The sequence below is a fragment of the Chloroflexus sp. genome, assembly GCF_034431535.1.
In the GTDB taxonomy this organism is placed as follows: Bacteria; Chloroflexota; Chloroflexia; order Chloroflexales; family Chloroflexaceae; genus Chloroflexus.
Map to the genome: position 1 here is coordinate 1 of NZ_DAOUDC010000008.1, position 16,502 is coordinate 16,502.

General features: G+C 60.2%; 18 protein-coding genes, 1 tRNA gene and 1 riboswitch. Of the genes, 9 read left to right on the forward strand and 10 right to left on the reverse strand.

The genetic code is table 11. The features are described from left to right. Positions 1–1,615, forward strand: a 1,615-nt coding sequence (locus U9R61_RS01335) for a hypothetical protein (RefSeq protein WP_322487029.1), incomplete at its 5' end; no start/stop codon positions are given. Between the two features lie 60 nt (positions 1,616–1,675). Here the strand turns inward: U9R61_RS01335 and U9R61_RS01340 are convergent. Then, positions 1,676–2,116 (reverse strand): phage holin family protein, encoded by a 441-nt coding sequence (locus tag U9R61_RS01340; protein WP_416208803.1) that lies wholly within the window; start codon positions 2,114–2,116, stop codon positions 1,676–1,678. Between the two features lie 118 nt (positions 2,117–2,234). Between U9R61_RS01340 and U9R61_RS01345 the strand changes: the two genes are divergently transcribed. The 6 genes from U9R61_RS01345 (at position 2,235) to U9R61_RS01370 (ending at position 7,087) form a co-directional block, all read left to right on the forward strand. After that, on the forward strand, positions 2,235–3,023 hold the full coding sequence (locus U9R61_RS01345; protein ID WP_322487031.1) for a class I SAM-dependent methyltransferase: 789 nt from the start codon (positions 2,235–2,237) through the stop codon (positions 3,021–3,023). A 706-nt stretch (positions 3,024–3,729) separates the two neighbouring features. Further along, positions 3,730–3,804: transfer RNA gene (locus tag U9R61_RS01350), tRNA-Ile, on the forward strand. A 136-nt stretch (positions 3,805–3,940) separates the two neighbouring features. Beyond that, positions 3,941–4,056: riboswitch (TPP riboswitch) on the forward strand. Between the two features lie 59 nt (positions 4,057–4,115). Beyond that, positions 4,116–4,409: a thiamine-binding protein gene (locus U9R61_RS01355; protein ID WP_322487032.1), complete on the forward strand. Its 294-nt coding sequence runs from the start codon at positions 4,116–4,118 to the stop codon at positions 4,407–4,409. Next, positions 4,402–5,220, forward strand: coding sequence for an ABC transporter permease (locus tag U9R61_RS01360; protein WP_322487033.1), 819 nt, complete (start codon positions 4,402–4,404; stop codon positions 5,218–5,220). Before U9R61_RS01355 ends, U9R61_RS01360 begins: the two co-directional genes overlap by 8 nt. Beyond that, on the forward strand, positions 5,220–6,212 hold the full coding sequence (locus U9R61_RS01365) for an ABC transporter substrate-binding protein (RefSeq protein WP_322487034.1): 993 nt from the start codon (positions 5,220–5,222) through the stop codon (positions 6,210–6,212). Before U9R61_RS01360 ends, U9R61_RS01365 begins: the two co-directional genes overlap by 1 nt. Positions 6,213–6,322: 110 nt before the next feature. Continuing rightward, positions 6,323–7,087 carry an ABC transporter ATP-binding protein gene (locus tag U9R61_RS01370; protein ID WP_322487035.1) on the forward strand — a complete coding sequence of 255 codons (765 nt, stop codon included), beginning with the start codon at positions 6,323–6,325 and terminating at the stop codon, positions 7,085–7,087. A 26-nt stretch (positions 7,088–7,113) separates the two neighbouring features. On the opposite strand, the gene U9R61_RS01375 is transcribed toward U9R61_RS01370, so the two are convergent. The 5 genes from U9R61_RS01375 to U9R61_RS01395 all read right to left on the reverse strand — a co-directional run bounded on the left by U9R61_RS01375 (position 7,114) and on the right by U9R61_RS01395 (position 10,906). After that, positions 7,114–7,353, reverse strand: a complete 240-nt coding sequence (locus U9R61_RS01375) for a hypothetical protein (protein WP_322487036.1) — start codon at positions 7,351–7,353, stop codon at positions 7,114–7,116. A gap of 42 nt (positions 7,354–7,395) precedes the next feature. Next, positions 7,396–7,740, reverse strand: a complete 345-nt coding sequence (locus U9R61_RS01380; RefSeq protein WP_322487037.1) for a hypothetical protein — start codon at positions 7,738–7,740, stop codon at positions 7,396–7,398. Between the two features lie 216 nt (positions 7,741–7,956). Further along, positions 7,957–8,202 (reverse strand): hypothetical protein, encoded by a 246-nt coding sequence (locus U9R61_RS01385; protein WP_322487038.1) that lies wholly within the window; start codon positions 8,200–8,202, stop codon positions 7,957–7,959. Positions 8,203–8,216: 14 nt separating this feature from the next. Continuing rightward, positions 8,217–9,374 (reverse strand): FAD-binding oxidoreductase, encoded by a 1,158-nt coding sequence (locus U9R61_RS01390; protein ID WP_322487039.1) that lies wholly within the window; start codon positions 9,372–9,374, stop codon positions 8,217–8,219. 68 nt (positions 9,375–9,442) lie between these two features. Then, entirely contained in the window at positions 9,443–10,906 is a 1,464-nt protein-coding gene (locus U9R61_RS01395; RefSeq protein ID WP_322487040.1) for a replication-associated recombination protein A, read from the reverse strand. Between the two features lie 169 nt (positions 10,907–11,075). On the opposite strand from U9R61_RS01395, the gene U9R61_RS01400 reads away from it, so the two are divergent. After that, on the forward strand, positions 11,076–11,294 hold the full coding sequence (locus U9R61_RS01400; RefSeq protein ID WP_322487041.1) for a DUF433 domain-containing protein: 219 nt from the start codon (positions 11,076–11,078) through the stop codon (positions 11,292–11,294). Positions 11,295–11,302: 8 nt separating this feature from the next. After that, a complete protein-coding gene (locus U9R61_RS19885) occupies positions 11,303–11,446 on the forward strand; it encodes a DUF5615 family PIN-like protein (protein WP_416208804.1) in 144 nt (47 codons plus the stop codon). 590 nt (positions 11,447–12,036) lie between these two features. Here U9R61_RS19885 and bchD read toward each other — a convergent pair. The 4 genes from bchD to U9R61_RS01420 form a co-directional block, all read right to left on the reverse strand. Next, positions 12,037–13,944, reverse strand: a complete 1,908-nt coding sequence (gene bchD, locus U9R61_RS01405; protein ID WP_322487042.1) for a magnesium chelatase ATPase subunit D — start codon at positions 13,942–13,944, stop codon at positions 12,037–12,039. A 254-nt stretch (positions 13,945–14,198) separates the two neighbouring features. Further along, positions 14,199–15,314 (reverse strand): magnesium chelatase ATPase subunit I, encoded by a 1,116-nt coding sequence (bchI, locus tag U9R61_RS01410; protein WP_322487043.1) that lies wholly within the window; start codon positions 15,312–15,314, stop codon positions 14,199–14,201. A gap of 135 nt (positions 15,315–15,449) precedes the next feature. Continuing rightward, complete coding sequence (locus U9R61_RS01415) at positions 15,450–15,644, reverse strand: hypothetical protein (protein ID WP_322487044.1); 195 nt, start codon at positions 15,642–15,644, stop codon at positions 15,450–15,452. A gap of 5 nt (positions 15,645–15,649) precedes the next feature. Next, entirely contained in the window at positions 15,650–16,402 is a 753-nt protein-coding gene (locus tag U9R61_RS01420; RefSeq protein ID WP_322487045.1) for a DUF169 domain-containing protein, read from the reverse strand. Between the last annotated feature and the right edge of the window lie 100 nt (positions 16,403–16,502).

The following is a 16,502-nucleotide window of genomic DNA, read 5'->3' on the forward strand; positions in this document are numbered from 1 at the left end:
CCCGGTGACGCCGACGGTGGATACGCCAACCCCGGTGACGCCGACGGTGGATACGCCAACCCCGGTGACGCCGACGCCGGTTACTGCTACACCCGCGCCAACTCTAACGCCATCTCCTACGCCGGGTACAACTCGTGTGACCAAGGTTGCTTCATTGGCTACTGCCGCCTCTGGCCAGACGTTTAGCTATAGTTTAGCAGTGACAACACAGAGCGCGGGTACGTTGACCGTTACCCTGCGCGATGTGTTGGATCCTCGCCTAGAATTAGTCGAAGCTTCAGCGTTGGCCGGCACATGCGTTGCCGGCCAGACCGTAATCTGCACGCTCAATGTGAGCACGCTCAATCCGGCGTCAGTGACGTTGCAGGTGCGTGTCCGTTCAACGACCAGTGAAGGGGTAGTGATCCCCAATCAGGCTACACTCGAACAAGGAAGTTTGCAGATTGCTGTGTCGAATGTCGTGAATGTGACGGTCTCTGGGTTAACTGTGCCGACATCGCCGGTCACTGCAACACCGACTACGCCAACGCCGGTGGTAACGGCTACCTTCATACCGACGCCTAGCCCGACATCGCTAACGACGACGCCGACGAGTATCGTGACGCCAGTGGCAACCAGCACGCCTACCCCGTTACGGACGGCAACCTCGGTTCCAACCGCGTCGCCGCGACCACCCGCCCCGACGTCACCGCGGCCACCGGCCCCGCCCTCGCCACCGGCCCCGCCCTCGCCGCCAGCGCCAACCTTGCCACCCGCGCCGCCAGTCTTGCCGACTGAGCCGCCACCGCCCGCACCAGTAGCGACCGTAGCACCGCGTCCGACGGCCCCGCCGCGTCCGGCGGCGTCGCCCACCGCAACGTCGCGCCCGGCGGCGTCGCCAACGCCGACCGAATCGCCGGTTCTGGCTGTGTTTAGCGAGAGCGACTTGCTGTTGCGTCTCGCTAGCGATTGGGGTAGTGCTTATGCCGGACAGGATATTGTGTTTACGGTGGTGTTAGGTAACGCGCATCCGGCCCAAACGATCAGCGCGGTCAGCCTGCGCAGTGTGCTGCCGTCAAATCTGCAAGTGCTGAGCGCGAATACGAATCGTGGATCCGATCCGGTGATCACTGGTCAGACTGTTACCTATACTTCGCCTGATCTTGCGCCCGGTGAGCGCGTGCAAGTCACGATTGCCACCCGCATCCGCCCCAATGTGGCCGCTGGGACGTTGTTAGTGGTGCAGGCGCAAGCGAGTTATAGCGGCTTGAGCCGGCCCGTCTTCTCGAATATCAGTACGGTGTTGGTGGTTGGTGAGCAGCAGGCGGTCACGGCGACGGCAACGCTCGCGCCACTGACGAGTCCAACCGCGACGGCTACCGTGGAGTTGATAGCAACTGCGACTGCCACGACAGCGCCCCCTAGCCCAACTGCAACTGTTGGCGTCGTGATCGGTGGTGATGCTTCACCCACGGCTACCGTCACGCCCACGCCGCGAGCAGCCGGTGGTCAGAGCGGCGGTCAGGCACCGTTACCCAACACCAGCGCCGGGATACCCTTCCTTGGCGTACTGTTGCTCGGCGCAACGCTGCTCACCCGCACGATCCGGCTCCATCGCGCCCGCGAGCGGATTTAATTGCGGATAAGACTTTTCGATCAGTACGGGCAGAGCGCCGCTCTGCCCGTATCCTTCTTCTCAATCCCTTGACCGGCGTTCAACCACAATCCGAAACTGCACGTCTCCGGCCAGATATTGCAGCGCCGTGCTGACGATGGAAATCACCATGCCGCCAAAAAAGGCCGGCCAGAAGCCATTAACCACGAAGTTGATCCCAAGTTGGTCGGCCAGCGCTGAGGTTAAGCTCAACAGGAGCGCGTTGATCACTAGCCCAAACAGACCCAGCGTCAGAATGACCAGCTGGCAGGTGAGGAAGTAGAGCAGTGGCCGCAAGAGCGCATTCAGCAGCCCAAACAGGAGCGCCACGATCCCAATTTGCCAACCCGGCCCGGTAAACTCGATCCCCGGTACAATCCATACTGCGGCAAAAATTGCCAACGAGTAGATCAGCCAGCGCAGAAACAGCCGGCTCAATTCGCTGCGTTGGGGGGCTGTCGAAGTTGGAGGTGGATACATCATCATGCTCCTTCCCGTCGAGTAGGAATGCTACCCGACTCGCCGATCTGTCGCGAGTATGATACTATACGGCGCGGCGTCGCTGGAGGCGACAACCGCTATGAGGATCGACGAACAAACCATGACCAAGGTTGAAGAATCTGCCCTGTTTTCCCGCGTTGCCCAGAGCGCGCGGGCCGATGGCAAAGAAGCTTATTTTCGCTTGCATCGCTACCGTTTCGCGGCGATGCTGCACGCGATGGGGCCGGCCAATGGTGCGCGGGTGTTGGAAGTCGGGGTAACGCCGGGCCAGTTTACCGAGCTGTTAGTTGGCGCTGGCTTTAAGGTCAGCGGTGCCGACCTTGACCCCTTTACCCGCAAAGCGCTCTGGGATCGGTTGGGCGTAGAGGTGCGACAGGTCAACCTCGAACGCGAACCGGTGCCGTACCCTGATGCCAGCTTCGACTGGGTGGTCTTTTCCGAAGTGATCGAGCACATGGTCTATTCGCCCTTGCCGATCTTGCGCGAATTTTACCGCGTCTTGCGGCCCGGTGGCCGGTTGCTGATTACGACTCCCAACGAACTCTACTTCAAGAGCCGGGTCCGTGCAATTCTGCGCATGCTGCTGTGGCAGAGCCTCAGCACACCTGAAGAGTTTCGCTACCAGATGCTGCTCGAAGGTGAGGCGCGCTATACCACCCATAGCCGTACCTATACGATGAGCGAATTGACGTGGCTGGTTGAGCAAGCCGGCTTTCGGATTGCCCTCAAGCGGTTTGAAGCGCCGTGGGAACGGGTCGGCCTCGAAGTGAGCCGCTTATTCAGCGCGCCGCATCGGGTGTTGGCGAAAGCATTGTTCTTTGCGCTGACCGCTGCCATTCCGCCAACGCGCTCGATGCTGTTGGTGGTTGGCCAGCGCCCTGCTAGTTAAGCACGTTTCCTACCTTTTTAGAGGAGCATTGGGCTGAGAGTGTGAGCAGTGTTGCCCCGCCCGGTTCAAGGACGGAGGATAGCCACGAAGACACACAAAAGACGCAACAATCGCATAGTGTTTGTGCGTTTTGTGGGTTCTCGTGGCTCTTCAGACCGCACAGCGGGCTTCGTAACCCACGCTTGGCTCTTGGTGCTTTAGGCCGGGTTTCCTTCACTCCCCTAGCGTATGTAAGAGCCTTAGCCCTGAGTTGGTTGCGTGGGGCGTGTTCTGTTGTCATTGCGAGAGCGCGCTGCGCCCGAAGCAATCTCCCGCTTCGGCGGGAAGCGTGACTGAGGGCATCGCTCCCGTACTCAGCAGAGATGGCTTCGCCGCACGGCAAAGCGCGGCATTGTCCCGCTGCGGCTCGCACTGACTGTGGTTGAAGGCGTTGCGATACATCGCTTCACCCTCACCCCGCCTCTTCACCCTTTGCGTCCTCCGTGTCCTCTGCGGTAAAACTTCAACCAGCCCGAGCAGTGGGCTTCGTAACCCAAGCCCGGCTCTTCAGGCCGGGACAGGGAATAACCTCGAAGACCTACAAAAGACGCAAAAAATCTCGTGGTTTTGTGCGTTTTGTGGCTTTTCGTGGCTCATCAGCTTGCGCCTCTTCGTTGCCATTCCGCATTGACGCCACCCCCTTCCCCTCGCTATAATAGGGCGAGACGGGCCGCTAGCTCAACGGCAGAGCAATCGGCTCATAACCGACAGGTTCTCGGTTCGAATCCGAGGCGGCCCACCACGGACGACCGGCACAGGCCGGTCGTCTGCTGTATGGCTCTCTCAACCCAAAGCCTCTTGGCGGTATCGTTATCTCCGGAACTTGACAGCCGGCCCGTTTCCTTCTATCATTCTCAACACAACTCAATCAAGCGCGTTTGCGCAGCCAGGGGAGCCGGGTGAGCCCGGCTGAGATTGCGGCCCGATTGATGTCGTTGACCCTTTGAACCTGATCTGGGTTATGCCAGCGGAGGGAAGGCTTTCTGATCATGGTACCGTCGCTTCCCATCGCTGGAGCGGCGGTTTTTGTTGTTGGCGCATAAGGAGGACGCTATGCCTGCTGTCACCGTCAGTTTCGAGGTGTTGCCCGGTGGTTTGCCTGATAAAGCGACGACCTATGCCGCCGTTGATGCGGCGATCGCCGTAGTCGCCGAGAGCGGCCTCACCTACCGCGTTTGCCCGATGGAGACGACGATTGAAGGTGATTACGATGCGATTATGGCGGTGATTAGGCGGGCCCAAGAAGCGGTGCTGGCCGCCGGCGCTAGCCGGGTGTTCACCTTGATCAAGATTGACTACGATCCGAATGGCTCGTCGATTGCCGAGAAGCTGGCGAAGTATGAGTGAAGAGGTTTTGGCGCCGAGCGCGGTCAAGCTTCCTGCTGGCCCAACCCGCCTCTCGTGGCGCACCGGCTTGGCCGAGTACGGCCCGCCGGCCTTGCTCGTGATCGGTCTGCTGCTGCTCTGGGAAGGTCTAGTCTGGTATTGGGAGGTGCCGGCGTGGCTGTTGCCAGCCCCCTCCCAGATCGCGACGACCTTCGTGACCAGCGTGCCGGTCTTGGCCGAGCATACCATGGCGACGCTGACCGTGACCATCCCCGGCTTTGCGCTGGCCTTGGCGGCGGGATTTGGGTTGGGGGTGGCCCTCGATGCCTCGCCGCTGCTGCGCCGTGCCGTCTACCCGCTGCTGGTCACGTCGCAGACGGTGCCGATCGTGGCAATTGCGCCGCTGCTAGTGGTTGGGTTCGGGTTTGGTCTGTTGCCCAAGGTGCTGGTGGTGGCGCTGATTACCTTCTTTCCGATTGTGGTCAATACCATCGACGGCCTGCAAGGGGCCGATCGTGACCAGCGCCGTCTGCTTGAGGCGATGGGGGCCAACTATTGGCAATTGCTCCGCCTGTTGCGGTTGCGCGCCGCGCTGCCGGCTATCTTTACCGGCATCAAAGTCGCGATTACCTACAGCATCATCGGCGCGGTCTTGGCCGAATGGATCGGGGCTAGCGCCGGGTTGGGCGTCTACATCGCCCGCTCGTTGCGCGCCTTTCGCACCGATCAGGTTTTTGTTGCCGCACTGGTGACGTCGTTACTGACGATTGCCCTCTTTACCTTGGTCAGTCTGTTTGAACGCTGGATCGTGTTTTGGAAGGGAGAACGCTGATGCGCAGATGGTTTTTGCTTGCGTTGATGATCGTGCTGACCGCGTGCGGCGGTGGCGCGGCAACGCCGGCAGCGACGCAAACCCTGCCCGCCAAGGTGCGGGTGGGGTTGGATTGGACGCCTAATACCAACCATACCGGTCTCTATGTGGCCCAAGATAAAGGCTACTACGCGCAGCAAGGGCTTGCAGTCGAGATTCTCGGCGCGCAAGAGGGTGGCACTGTCGAGCAGTTGGTAGCCGCTGGCCGGCTCGATTTCGGCATCTCGTACCAAGAAGCGGTGACGCAAGCGCGGGTTGAAGGGGTGCCGATCGTCTCGATTGCCGCCATCATCCAGCACAACACCAGCGGCTTTGCCAGCCGCGTCGAAGACGGCATCACCAGCCCGCGCGATTTCATTGGCAAAAAGTATGGCTCGTTTGGCTCACCCATCGAAGCGGCGGTGATCCGCGGGCTGCTCGAATGCGCCGGCGCCGGCGACCAATTCAATCAGGTACAGTTCATTGACATCGGGAGCTCCGATTTCTTCGTTGCCACCGAGCGCAACGAGGTTGATTTTGTCTGGATTTTCAAGGGTTGGACTGGTATCGAGGCCGAGGTGCGCGGCGTGCCGATCAATATTGTGATGATGAACGACGTGCAGTGCATTCCCGATTACTACACGCCGGTGCTCATCACCAGCGAGAAGCTGATTGCCGAGCAACCCGATCTGGTGCGGCGCTTTCTCGCCGCGACTAGCGCCGGGTATCGGTTCGCGATTGAGCAGCCTGCAGAGGCAGCCGAAATCTTGCTCAAAGCCGCTCCCGAACTCGACGCCGAGCTGGTGCGGCGCAGCCAGCAGTATTTGGCCGGCCAGTATCAGGCCGAAGCGCCGCGTTGGGGTGAGCAGAAGCTTGAGGTCTGGCGTGCCTACGCCCAATGGATGGCCGACCGCAACCTCATCGCCCGCATGATCGAACCGGACAAGGCCTTTACCAACGCATTCTTGCCGTAATTGTCGTAGGGACACAACGCCGTTGTGTCCCTACGCTGTGTCCACCGCATCGTCGTAAGGACACAGCAGCGCTGTGTCCCTACGCTGTGTCCTTATTCGTAACCAACGCAATGCCAACCCTTGAACTACACTCCATCAGCAAAACGTTCGCTACCCCCGCCGGACCGGTGCCGGTGCTCGACCGGCTGAGTATACAGGTCGCGGCGGGGGAGTTTGTCGCTGTGATCGGGCCGAGCGGCAGCGGTAAGACGACCCTGTTTAACATCATTGCCGGCCTTGAGCAACCCGATGCCGGCGCTGTGCGCATCGACAGTGTGGACGTGACGGGCCGACGCGGGCAGGTCGCCTATATGCCGCAACGTGATGCGCTGCTGCCGTGGTTGTCGGTGATCGAGAACGCAGTACTGGCGACGGTGGTGCAAGGCGGTGATGTGGCGGCGGCCCGCCGCGAAGCGCGCGCGTTGCTGGCCGATTTTGGCTTGCAAGGTTGGGGTGATGCCCGCCCGGCCTTGCTGTCGGGCGGCATGCGCCAGCGCGCCGCCTTCCTGCGTACCGTCCTTTGGCACCGCCCGATCATGCTGCTCGACGAACCCTTCGGCGCGCTCGATGCCCTTACCCGTGCCCAACTGCAACAGTGGCTGCTCGCGCTGTGGGATCAGCTCGACCGCACTGTCTTGCTCGTCACTCACGACATCGACGAGGCGATCATTCTTGCCGACCACATCTATGTCCTCACCCCGCGCCCGGCCCGCATCGCGCTTGAACTGCGCGTCGAGCTGCCCCGCCCACGCTCGTACACCCTCGTCACCGATCCGGCTTTTGCCCGCCTCAAACGGCAGTTGCAGCAGGTGTTGATGAATGGTGAGCGGGGGTGAGGGGGATGGCGCTAATCAGCATCTGCTTACCACAAGGATGCCTGTACCGTCGCTTCCCCGACTACTTCCGACCAACGCTTAACCAATTTGGTCGCTGGTACTCGTGCTAGTTCGCCGGGTTCGAGTTTATGTAAACCAACGCCATACACCCGGCTTGTGGCAGCGAATTCGGTCACGTTGATATCTTGCAAGATGGCAAGCAGTTCGGCGGTGCGATCAGGTTTTTGACGTAAAAGTCTCGCCAGTTCGCCTTTCGGATAGAGCATCAGATAAGACGTTGGGCGGGATGGCTTGGGAACGGTTCCAGATCAGGTGGAAAGGTGGCTTGCTGTCTGTGCGGCTCCCATATAGGTACAGAGGAATGGCGCCGGATCGCGCCGCTCTTGCCGGTACCATGGCGTACGTTGGCGCACGAGATACCGTTGGCGTAATTCGGCAGGGGCGGTCTGCAAGTAGGCCCACAAAGCAGGGTATTGTTCGCGTACCTGCTCTTCACAGATCTGTAATGTTTGTTGAGCGCGTTCAATCGTGCCTTCACGTGCCGCTGGAAACGCCTCTGGAGCAAATGTGATGAACCAGCGATTAAAATAATCAACCGATTGCGCAATGTCTTGTTTCCATCGCTGTGGCTTGTCGAGATGGAGGTAGATCATCTTGCAGTCTTTATCTGAGCATAATTAGGAATACCTATCAGTGTGCAACGCCTTGCAACAGTTTGATTTGCACACTCGCTCTTTCTACCATAGTACAGATGTTTTAGTTTGGCAATAAAATATGACCCCGCGCTCCATGCCATTCAAGGCGAGTTGGAGGCGGGGTTATCGCGATGCTGAATCGATGATGCGAAGTTCAGCGGTATACCGTTTTCCCTACTCCTCCGGCGGCAACGAGGTGGCAATGTCGTACACCAACACCTGTACGTCGAGACCCTCGTTCGTCAAGAGCGAAATAGTAAATTCGTTGGTCGCATTCTTAATCGCCTGCTCGTCGGCGGCAGGCGCGTAAGCGCGCAGCGTTGCCTCTTCGGCAGACACGCGCGTCACCCGCGTGACCGCAGTGGGGCTAACAGTGGCAATCCGGCGCTGAATCTCGGCAATCGCTTCGTCAAGCGTCATGGGTCATCACCTCGTTAGATAACATTGAATTCGGATGCGAGTTGGCCGCTGCGGAACCGGTCGATCCGCAGCTCATCAATATTGATTGTATGCGCCCGCCCGTCGATCACCTCTTCGGCGATCAACAGACCGGTTGCCGGCGCGTGCATAATGCCATGGCCACTAAAGCCGCTGGCGTCAACATAACCCTCTAAATCAGGATGCCGGCCAAGGATCGGATTGTGATCCGGCGTAATTTCGTACAAACCGGCCCAGCACTGCTGTTCGGCCAACCCTGCCGACTCAAGGATTGGGAAGCGATAGATGCCGGCTTCTATCACCGCTTCTAGCCATTCCCAATCGACGTTCGTGTTGGTACTACTTGGCTCGTTAGGGTTCGAGCGGCCCATCAAAATACTCTGGCCTTCGCGCCGCATATAGAAGCCGGTGCCAACGTCAATTGTGAGTGGAATCGGTGCATTGATGGCCGGGAAGGGGGTGGTCATATAGACGTTGCGACGGTAGGGGTGCACCGGCAGGTCGAGACCGGCTAACGCCGCTACTTCACCCGCCCACGGCCCGGCGCAGTTGATTACCATGTCACTGCCAACCAGCCCGGATGGTGTTTCCACGGCTGTCACGCGCCCGCCGGTAATCTGAAACCCGGTCACTGGCATCCCGCGCCGCAGCCGCACGCCGTGGCGTTGGGCAGCGCGCAGATAGCCGAGCGCGATGCCGTAGGGATCGCAATAACCGTCGTCGGGGCCGAAGGTTGCCCCGATCAGGTCGTCAATCCGCATTTGCGGCACAAACCGCGCCGCTTCTTCCGAGGTCAGCGTCTCGACCCGTACCCCTAGCTCGCGTTGCATCGCCACGTTGCGCAGATATTGGGCCCACGTCGCTTCGTCGTTAATCAAGAACAGATACCCCACCTGCCGCAATTCGGCGTGACCGCCAACCTCTTCCTCGAAGTGGCGCAGCCGTTCGATGCTGTAGCGCGAGAGCAAGACATTGGTGCGCGACGAGAATTGGTGGCGCACTCCGGCAGCCGAGCGTGCCGTGCTGCCGCTGATTTCGGCCTCTTCACGCTCAAGGATGACCACGTCGCGCAGGCCGCGCTCGGCCAAATGAAAGGCAATGCTTGCGCCGATAACGCCTGCGCCGATAATGACGACTTGTGCTCGGTCGATCATTGGTGTGTTCCTCGGTCGGGGGGCAGAGCGCTGATCTGCCCTACAGCGGGCATAACAGCGCTCTGCCGCTACAATGTGCTCCGTTTGCCGCGTCGTCGCGGCGGTACATCCTCTGGCGGTAGCTGTGGTTCTTCGCCGGGGGCCAACTCTTCCGCCGGCGTTGCTGTGGCAGGCGGCGGGGTTGCGCGTTGCCGGCGCTCTTCGCGCCACGCCAACCGTTCGCGGGCCACCGCCTCAAAACCGCGTCCGGTCGGCTCATAATAGATCCGTCCGGCTAGGTTCGGCGGCAGGTGTTCTTGATCAGATCGCCCCTCTGGCAGATCGTGCGCGTACTCGTAACCGCGGCCATACTCCAGCCGTTTCATCAGCTTGGTGGGTGCGTTGCGCAAATGGAGCGGCACCGGCTCGTTGCGCGTCTCGGCCACGTCGCGCTGCACCGCGCCGTAGGCCCGGTAGAGAGCATTGCTCTTCGGCGCGAGGCAGAGGTAGACCACCGCCTGCGCCAGCGCCAATTCGCCTTCCGGCTGGCCGAGAACATGTACCGCCTGTTGGGCGGCAATCGTCTGCGGCAAGGCGTGCGGGTCAGCCAAGCCAATATCCTCCACCGCCATTCGCACCAACCGGCGGGCAATGTACAACGGATCCTCGCCACCGTCGAGCATCCGCCCCAGCCAGTACAACGCGCCGTCGGGATCGCTATCGCGCACGCTCTTGTGGAGCGCCGAGATCGCATCGAAGTGCAGTTCGCCGTGTTTATCGTAGCGCACGGCCCGGCTTTGCAGCGCATCGCGAATATCGTCCACCGTGATCAAGCGCGTCTCGCCGATCGCTGGCGGCTTCGAGCGGGCCGCCGCTTCGAGCGCATTGAGCGCGGTGCGGGCATCGCCATTTGACATATTGATCAAGTAACCGCGGGCATCGCTGGCGAGCATGATCTTCAGCTCACCCAACCCGCGCTCGCGATCGCTCAATGCCCGATCGATCAAAATCCCGATTTCATCATCGCGCAACGCTTCCAGCGTAAAGACTCGCGCCCGCGAGAGCAAGGCCGAGTTAACTTCAAAGGATGGGTTTTCGGTTGTCGCGCCAATCAAAATAATGGTACCGTCTTCGACATAGGGCAAGATCGCGTCTTGCTGGCTCTTGTTGAAGCGATGGATTTCATCAATAAAGACGACGGTGTGCTGTTGAAACATGCCCAGTCGGTCTTTGGCCCCTTGCACCACCCGGCGCAGATCGTTCACTCCGGCGCTCACCGCGCTGAGCGGCTCGAAGTGGGCATTGGTGCTGTTGGCGATGATTTGGGCCAACGTGGTTTTGCCGCTGCCCGGCGGCCCCCACAAGATCAGCGAGAAGAGCTGATCGTTGGCAATCGCGCGCCGCAGCAGCTTACCCTCGCCGATAATGTGGCCCTGCCCGACAAACTCATCGAGCGTGCGCGGGCGCATACGCGCTGCCAGCGGCGCTTGGTTCTGCAACGTCTGTTGGCGTTGCGCGTCAAACAAAGTTGGGCCTCGCGGTTTGGGCGACATAGGCAACAGTTCATTGAGCCATTGATCGTACTATTCCTGATTGTAGCATATCTTAGGCCCATATCAGTTTGCGCTCACGCCGGGGCGCCGGCAAGCTGCCAATCTTGCCGGCTTCTGCATAGTGGCAGGTTGATGTGCTACGATACTGCAATAAGTTCGGACGTCATCGGTGCAGTCGATCATTGCCGTCAATCCTGCTATTCGTAGCGGTAAGCTAATCATTCATGGTTGGCGCTATACAGTTTATGATATTTTATCCTATCTTGCTGCTGGAATGAGTGTTGCGGAAATTTTGGCTGACTTTCCTGATCTAACTGTAGAAGATATTCAGGCTTGTCTGGCCTTTGCTGCTGATCGTGAGCGAATAGTTACGGTGATTCCTGCATGAAATGACTGTTGGATCATCATCTTTCCCGAAAATTGGTTAATAATCTCGCTGATCTGTTTCCTGAATCAAGTCATGGGGCTTTTCATGGTCTCGATCGGGCTGAAGATATTGCAGTCTGGACATTTGCAAGATGTGGAAACTGTTGTCATTGAAGCTGTCATCTGCCAGTATGATTCAAACCTGACGTCATTTGTCCAAGACCCAGATCACTCCTTGCTAGAGATTGTCCGTGCTGACGAACTGAGCCGCTGACGGATTAGTTAAGTATAAATGTAAAGTTAATAAAAAGAGATGCATACCACATGGGTCATGGCAGAGGGTATCAAAGAACTATTGCCGCGTTGTAACTCCAAGGCGTATGCTACAGGTAAGTGAAGACGGCGCTGCCCGCCAGCAGAGAGGCAACTGTAGCGAACCTCACAAACTGTACATCGCCTCTTGTGCTCCCCGTTGCCCCTCTTCAGCCTTCCTCTTCCCTCTGCTGGCGGAGCGCCAGAGGCACGAACACCGGCAACCGTAAAGGTTGCCGGTGTTTTGTTGGCGGCAGCAGGGTTCGCGCGCGTCACTTGCCTCATGTCATTGCGCGCCGTGCTCTGCGCGGCGCAGCAATCCCCCACGAGTACGGAACGGTGCTGCTCCTTGCTGTGGGCGCTACAGCGGACGATAAACAAATATGGAGTGCGGCAGTTTGACTGCCGCACTTCACCGCTTGCCCGTCGGTTGTCACCTGTCCAACTCGCCGCTACACCTCTTCACTCGCCGCGATCACGGCATTGGCGATTTGGTCGCCGCGCCCGTTCGGCAGATACACGTAGCGCCCGCCTAGCCACGCCGCCAATTGTTGCGCTTCACCCCGCGAGACGAAGCTGCGTTGGGTGTCGATGACCACCGCGCCAATCCCGGCGGCGCGCAACCGTCCGGCCAGTTGTTGCACCTCTTGACGGGCCTGCTCTAGCCGGCGGTTTTTATCCATCGTCGGGTCAGCTTTGAGCGGCACGTTGGGCCGCCCATCGGTGATCAGCACGATGGTGGTGCGGAAGATGCCGCGAGCCCGCGCCTGTTCACTGATCTGATACGCCGCCAGCAGGGCCGCCGCTAGCGGTGTGCCGCCGCCGGTTGGCAAGACATCAAGCGCCCGTTTGGCCAGCTCGACGCTCTGCGATGGTGGGAGCAGCAGATCGGCCCGCTCGCCGCGGAAGGCGAGCAACGCGACCTGATCGCGATGCACGTAGGCTTGTTGCAAGAGAGAATTAACCGCGCCTTTCGCTTGTCGCATCCGATGTAGCGCCATCGAGCCGCTGGCATCAACCAGAAAACAGAAGAGAGTGCCCGCCTTCGAGCGGTACTTCTTGATGTGCAAGTCATCGGCCCGCAAATGGATGCGCCCGCGCCGATGCTGGTGGTGCGGGTGCTCGCTGGCCCGCAAGCGTTGCCATGGCGCCGCCGCGCGCAAGGTTGCGATCACATCAAGCCGCCCTTGCGCCGGACGGCCCGGCACCGAGCGGATGTGCCGCCCGCGCTGGCCCGAAATCGTGCCGCGTGAACCGCTCCGCCCGCGTCGCCGCACCGTGAACGGCGTTTCGAGAATATCCGGCGGCACCTCAGTCTCCATCGCCGCTAGAATCAGGTCTTCCACCGTCAGCTCTTCGTCCGGTGGTTTCGGTGGTTGATCCTCTTCGTCGTTCTGCTCGTCTTCTTCACGCTGGCTCGGCGGCGGCGGCGCCGGTTCCGGCGTTGGCGGCGGCGGTTGCGCCTCTTCCTGCGTCATTTCCGGCATCCGGGTTGCCCGTGGCAACATCACCAGCCGTACCGCCAGTTCGAGGTCTTCGTTGCTGACGGCGTCACGTCCGGCCAGCGCCGCTGCCGCCCGCGCCGCCCGCACCGCAAACATATCAGCCCGGTGGCCCTCGATCCCCAGCGCCAACGCGGTCATGCTCAATTGCCGGATCTGCTCGTCGGTGATCGTCACCGTTGGCAGTAGTTCTCGCGCCGCCAACACGCCGGCCAAGACCAACGCCTCATCGTCTTCATAATCGAGGTTGGCCTGCAAATTGCGCCGTACCACTTCGGCCCGCGTCGTCACCGGCGCTTTTCCGATCGGCGCCACAATCAACCCGAGCCGGTCGAGCAGGTGGCGGCGCGGCGGTCCCTCTGCCGGGTCGTATGTCACCAGCAGCGCAAAGCGAGCCGGTTCCACCACCGAAATCCCTTCGCGTTCGACCCGCACCACGCCGCTATCCAGCGCACCGAGAATGTGGTTGATCGTGCTATCGTCGAGCAAGTTGACGCTATCAACGTACAACAAGCTGCCATTGGCCCGTGCCAGCAACCCGCTGCGATGCACCCGCTCGCCGAGGGCCAGCGTTGCCTCAATATCAATCCCGCCCAAGAGCCGGTCTTCGCTCACGCCGACCGGCATCTCAACCAAATTGCAGGGCAAGGTGGGGTCAAATTCGCGCCCGCTGGCCAGCATACGGGCAAAGGCGCGCACCAGTGCGCTCTTGCCGGTGCCGGCCCCGGCGCCGATTGCCACTCCGGCCAGCATCGGATCGACCGCCAGCAACAACAGGGCCTGCCGGGCCGTCTCAAGGCCGACAATCGCCGTGAATGGGAGTGGCGCTGACGGCAGTTCTTTCGCTTTCTGTGCCATAATGCGCTCCTGCCAGCGTGATCGATGCGATCGCGTCACACTGCCAGATGATCAATGATGAAGGAACGTGAGCGGTGTGGTATGGCGTAGAATGCACCTACGGGCTTCGTTCAGCCGTTGCGCAGTTGCAGGGTTGGCATGGAGTGCAGCAAGAACCTGCCGCACTCCATACATGCTTCGTTGCCGTGAAACCGGCTCAGGGCGCAAGCGCCTGCGATGCCTGCTGCATTCCACCCTTAGTAGGATATGCCCAGTTACGGTGCCAACACCTCTTCCACTGCCCGCTCGATCCGGACCGCATCGTCTTGCGTCTCCAACGGATCTTTGCGTAGCCGGTGGCGCAGCGCCAGCACCGCAATCCGGCGGACGTCGTTCACGTTCACCTCGTTGCGTCCCTCGAGTGCGGCCAGTGCGGTCGCCGTGCGGGCCAACGTCAGTTCGCCGCGGTGACCATCAACCTCAAGCTTGACGCACAGTTCGGCAATCTTGTACAGCACCGGATCGGGCAAGACCACATCGGGCAGGCGGCGTTGGGCCTGCTTGATCTTACGCTGCAATTTTTGCGTCTCTTTCGCCCACTTTTCGGTAAACGCAAACGGATCGGCATCGTATTCGCGCCGCCGTTTGACGATTTCGACCCGCTCGTTGACATCGGTGATGGTGGTAATGCGCGCATGCAGACCGAAACGGTCAAGCAATTGCGGACGCAGATCACCTTCTTCGGGGTTGCCTGACCCCACGAGCACAAAGCGGGCCGGGTGGCGCACGCTCACCCCTTCGCGTTCGACCACGTTGACGCCTGATGCGGCCACGTCGAGCAACACGTCAACCAGATGGTCTTCGAGCAAGTTGACTTCATCAATATACAAGAAGCCGCGGTTGGCGCGGGCCAACAGGCCGGGGGCAAATGCCTGCACGCCTTGGGTCAACGCTCGCTCAATATCGAGGGTTCCACAGACGCGGTCCTCAGTCGCGCCGAGCGGCAAGTCAACCACTGGCACCGGAATGCTGACCACACTCGGCTTTTTCGGCTTGCCGGTTTGATTCGGCACTGCCCGGCACTGGTCGCACAATCCAGCGGTGCGGTCGGGTGCGCACGAATAGGGACAACCGGCCACCGCTTTAATTGGCGGCAACATCGCGGCCAAGGCGCGCACTGCCGTCGATTTCGCGGTGCCGCGATGGCCCATCACCATCACACCGCCAATCGTTGGATTGACCACACATAGCAACAAGGCTAATTTCAATTCGGCTTGGCCAACAATTGCGACAAATGGATACGGCGGAACCGGAGCATTGGCGGGCGGCGGGGTTTGCCCGTTGGTTGACGGTTCGGTTGTTTCGACGGCTTGGTCGTGTTCTTTGTTCATTGCGCAGCACCTTTGCAAAATGAATGGGCGGGCGTAAGCCCGCCCAACCCATGAAACCCGAATCAGGCGGGATAGACAATAACAACCCGGTCACAAACGCGCGACGGGCGTGCCGTGATCCCGCTGTGGGCCAGATTAACGCTGCGACTTGACCACCGATCCCGCTGCCGGCTTGCGCCCGTTGCGCGTGCGGCGCGCAAAGGCGGTGATATTCGTCCACAGGAACGTGAGACCGAGGCCAAGAACGGTCAGGATTAAACTGGCCCAGCACAGGATGGCCGGCGTCAACGGACCGATCATTTGAGTGGCTTCACCGAGTCCGCTTGGCATAGTGTTCACTCCTCTCGCGGCTGTTTTGCCTTTGCGGCATACGACGGCATGATCACCTCACGCATCTTCTGCGGGTCGATGCGGAAGTTCTCTATTAATTCTACCACGTAGCGCAAATGTGATCGCGGGATGGAAACGAACATCTCACTCGGATCGAGCCGGTTATGCATCCGTCCGCCGCCGTCGCCAATCGCAAACACTGAATTGTTCGTGTGCCATGGCGCAGCGAAGATCGAGGCGCATGCGCTCGCGCCCAATTCGCCAACCGGAAATGTGCCGATGCGCACGCTGGCGGCGCCGGCGATCTGCATCGCCCGTTGCGGATCAACTACGCACACCATCAGATCAACCGGTACGCCGTCGGGCACCTCATCGAGCGGCGCGGCTGCCAATGCCTTGATCATCCCCGCTGGCAGCGAGTAGCTCTGCTGCTTGTTGCAAGCCGCCGCTTCCGGCGTGTAGAACCCTTGCGCGTCGGTCAGATAGACACCCTCGGTAATGTACGGCCCCGGATTGGGATTCAGACCGAGGTGATACTGCCCGACCCAGCAATCATGATGCTCGGCATCAACATAGACCCGCCGCCCTTGTTCGGCTTCGCGCACGATTGCGCACGCCACCACATTGGCCGGTTCGTACCCCGGCGGCGGCCCATCGTAGCAATAGGTGATCGCGACTGGCCGTCGCTTCACCCGCATCCGCTCGATCAAGAGGCGGTTGAGTTCCTTCAAATCGGGAATCTCATCAGTTTCACTCATTACCGTCTCCACAGCGGATGTTGCAACTCTGGGCTTTCGGCGTGCAATGCCATTGCCGTTTGGCCCCAGCGCCAGATCCATCCCTCAATCCACCAGCGTA

Bases quoted from the DNA above. Each gene is read 5' to 3' on its own strand.
- U9R61_RS01340 (WP_416208803.1), bottom strand. From the start codon at position 2,116: ATGATGTATCCACCTCCAACTTCGACAGCCCCCCAACGCAGCGAATTG.
- U9R61_RS01345 (WP_322487031.1), top strand. From the start codon at position 2,235: ATGACCAAGGTTGAAGAATCTGCCCTGTTTTCCCGCGTTGCCCAGAGC.
- U9R61_RS01355 (WP_322487032.1), top strand. From the start codon at position 4,116: ATGCCTGCTGTCACCGTCAGTTTCGAGGTGTTGCCCGGTGGTTTGCCT.
- U9R61_RS01360 (WP_322487033.1), top strand. From the start codon at position 4,402: ATGAGTGAAGAGGTTTTGGCGCCGAGCGCGGTCAAGCTTCCTGCTGGC.
- U9R61_RS01365 (WP_322487034.1), top strand. From the start codon at position 5,220: ATGCGCAGATGGTTTTTGCTTGCGTTGATGATCGTGCTGACCGCGTGC.
- U9R61_RS01370 (WP_322487035.1), top strand. From the start codon at position 6,323: ATGCCAACCCTTGAACTACACTCCATCAGCAAAACGTTCGCTACCCCC.
- U9R61_RS01375 (WP_322487036.1), bottom strand. From the start codon at position 7,353: ATGCTCTATCCGAAAGGCGAACTGGCGAGACTTTTACGTCAAAAACCT.
- U9R61_RS01380 (WP_322487037.1), bottom strand. From the start codon at position 7,740: ATGATCTACCTCCATCTCGACAAGCCACAGCGATGGAAACAAGACATT.
- U9R61_RS01385 (WP_322487038.1), bottom strand. From the start codon at position 8,202: ATGACGCTTGACGAAGCGATTGCCGAGATTCAGCGCCGGATTGCCACT.
- U9R61_RS01390 (WP_322487039.1), bottom strand. From the start codon at position 9,374: ATGATCGACCGAGCACAAGTCGTCATTATCGGCGCAGGCGTTATCGGC.
- U9R61_RS01395 (WP_322487040.1), bottom strand. From the start codon at position 10,906: ATGTCGCCCAAACCGCGAGGCCCAACTTTGTTTGACGCGCAACGCCAA.
- bchD (WP_322487042.1), bottom strand. From the start codon at position 13,944: ATGGCACAGAAAGCGAAAGAACTGCCGTCAGCGCCACTCCCATTCACG.
- bchI (WP_322487043.1), bottom strand. From the start codon at position 15,314: ATGAACAAAGAACACGACCAAGCCGTCGAAACAACCGAACCGTCAACC.
- U9R61_RS01415 (WP_322487044.1), bottom strand. From the start codon at position 15,644: ATGCCAAGCGGACTCGGTGAAGCCACTCAAATGATCGGTCCGTTGACG.
- U9R61_RS01420 (WP_322487045.1), bottom strand. From the start codon at position 16,402: ATGAGTGAAACTGATGAGATTCCCGATTTGAAGGAACTCAACCGCCTC.